This is a genomic window from Marivita sp. (assembly GCF_051251565.1).
In the GTDB taxonomy this organism is placed as follows: Bacteria; Pseudomonadota; Alphaproteobacteria; order Rhodobacterales; family Rhodobacteraceae; genus Marivita.
In genome coordinates this window covers 1-2,380 of record NZ_JBPOFB010000067.1, presented here as the reverse complement: position 1 = coordinate 2,380, position 2,380 = coordinate 1, and the positions used below count along the sequence as shown (strand labels likewise).

Here is a 2,380-nt window from a genome sequence, read left to right as displayed (position 1 = left end):
CACCAGGCCGCCGTAAAACAGCGCCAGTCCCGGCACGATCATGAACAGCACCAGCACGGTCGCGATCATCATCCAGGCCACGTCGCCCTTGTCGACGATCATCTCGGCGTCCTGTGCCAGCGCCACTCCCGGCGCGGTCATCGCGGCCAGTGCCGCCATCAATCTACTCAGTTTCATGGTCATCTTTCCGTTGATCCCTCTGGTCATCTTTCGGCGCGGCCCGGTTACGGACCGCGGGCCTAGATTGCGTCGTCGTTCATCTCGCCGGTGCGGACCCGCAGGGCGCTCTCGACGTCGATGGTGAAAATCTTGCCGTCGCCGATCTTGTCGGTCTTGGCGGTGTCGGCGATGGCACGGACGACCTGATCGGCCTCCGCATCCGGCACGACGATCTCGAGCTTGACCTTCGGGACGAAGTTCACGGCGTATTCGGCGCCACGATAGATTTCGGTATGGCCCGACTGTGTGCCGAAGCCCTTGATTTCGGTCACCATCATGCCGCTCACGCCGATCGCGGTCAGCGCTTCGCGGACCTCGTCGAGCTTGAATGGCTTGATGGCAGCAATGATGAGTTTCACGGTTTGCTGTCCTCTTGCTGTGATCTCCGGCGGTCTGCCGGTGGCTTGCGGCAAGCAGGGCCGAGCCTCGTTGTCGAAACAAGGTCGGGTCCCGTCGGAATTTCCGGCGACGGCTGCAAGTTGCACAATTTTTGCACTAATTGGTGTGTTTGCCCAAAAATTGGGCGCTTCGCTGATGCCGCAATGCAGCGTTACGCTGGCCGGTCGCCGCTGCGGAACCTATAACGCGTCTCTACAAAGCTGCCGCGACTCGCTAGTGTCGCGGCAAAACAAGAGCAGCAAACAGAGCGGCAGATGAGCGGAAACGGCAAAAAGAAAGCGCCGCTGGTGGCGGACCGGAGATATTCGGGCAGCACCAAGGCGAAGGCGAAACCGGCGTCGAAATCGACGAAGCGGCGCGCCAAGCCTGCACGCAGGTCGAAGCGACGCGGACCCATTGGCGCGCTCGCTGGGCTGGTGACAGGGCTGTTTCGCTGGATTTTCCGACTGATCTGGCGCGTGACGTGGTATTCGGCACTGATCGTCGCAGGGATCATCGGGCTCGGCATTCTCTATTATGCGTCGACCCTGCCGCCGGTGAATGCACTTGTTGATGGCCGTATCCGTGGCTCTGTGATCCTGCTCGACCGCGAGGGCGAGGAATTCGCTTGGCGCGGTGACCAGTTTCGCGGTGTCGTCACCGCCGAAACCGTCTCACCGCATCTTCGCAACGCCGTGGTCGCCACCGAGGACAAGCGCTTCTATCGCCACTTCGGCATTTCTCCGCGCGGTATCGCCTCTGCGGTGCGGATCAACCTGCAGGCCGGGCGCGGGCCGCTGTCGGGCAACGGCGGTTCGACGATCACCCAGCAGACCGCCAAGCTGCTGTGCCTCGGGCGCGAATACGACCCAGAGGTTTTCGAGAACGAGACTGAATATGAACGCGACTGCCGCCGCACCACGCTTTGGCGCAAGGTGCAGGAGGCGGTCTATTCGATGGCGATGGAGCTGCGGTATTCGAAGGATGATATCCTCACGCTCTATCTCAACCGCGCCTATCTGGGTGCTGGTGCGCGTGGCTTCGAGTCGGCAGCGCAACGGTATTTCGCACGCTCTGCCGCCGAGGTGACGCCGGCACAGGCGGCGATGCTGGCGGGGCTTCTGAAGGCCCCCACGACGCTGGCACCGACCAACAACCTCGAACGCTCGCAGGACCGTGCCGCGCTGGTCATCTTCTTGATGGAGGAACAGGGCTACCTGTCGGAATCGGCGGCACAGGAAGCTCTCGACAACCCCGCGCAGTTGTCAGCGGTCGCGGCATCGCGGGCCGGCGGTTGGTTCGCAGACTGGGTGATGGACAGCGGGCCTGAATTCTTTACTCGCAACACCACCGAGGACGTGATCATCCAGACCACGCTGGACCGCGCCATGCAGCGGCAGGCCGAGGACGCGCTTGCCGAAGTGTTCGAAAACCGTCTCAGCGAAAGCAGCGAGGCGCAGGCCGCGATTGTCGTGATGACACCCGACGGCGCGGTGCGCGCCATGGTCGGCGGGCGCGACGGATCGGGCGGCGGATCGTTCAACCGCGCCACGCAGGCCAGCCGTCAGCCGGGATCGGCATTCAAACCATTCGTCTATGCCACCGCGCTGGAACTGGGTTATTCGCCGAACGACCTGATCGAGGATGCGCCGCTGTGCCTGAATATCGCAGGCTCCGGCGAATGGTGCCCGCGCAACTACACCAACAGCTATCGCGGCACGGTCACGCTGACCGAGGCGCTGACGCAGTCGCTCAACACGCCCGCGGTACGGCTCTATCAGGA

2 protein-coding genes and 1 pseudogene are annotated in these 2,380 nt (G+C 63.0%); 1 reads left to right on the top strand and 2 read right to left on the bottom strand.

Annotated elements, in window-relative coordinates; all coding sequences use genetic code 11:
- Positions 1-141: pseudogene (locus ACSHXH_RS19410) on the bottom strand (ammonia channel protein); the annotation flags it as partial.
- Positions 142-239: 98 nt separating this feature from the next.
- The gene (locus ACSHXH_RS19405) at positions 240-578 is read right to left on the bottom strand and encodes a P-II family nitrogen regulator (RefSeq protein WP_435673446.1); all 339 of its coding nucleotides are present in this window, start codon (positions 576-578) and stop codon (positions 240-242) included.
- A gap of 294 nt (positions 579-872) precedes the next feature.
- On the opposite strand from ACSHXH_RS19405, the gene ACSHXH_RS19400 reads away from it, so the two are divergent.
- Positions 873-2,380: transglycosylase domain-containing protein (locus ACSHXH_RS19400; protein WP_435673445.1), on the top strand; the 1,508-nt coding region annotated here is incomplete at its 3' end.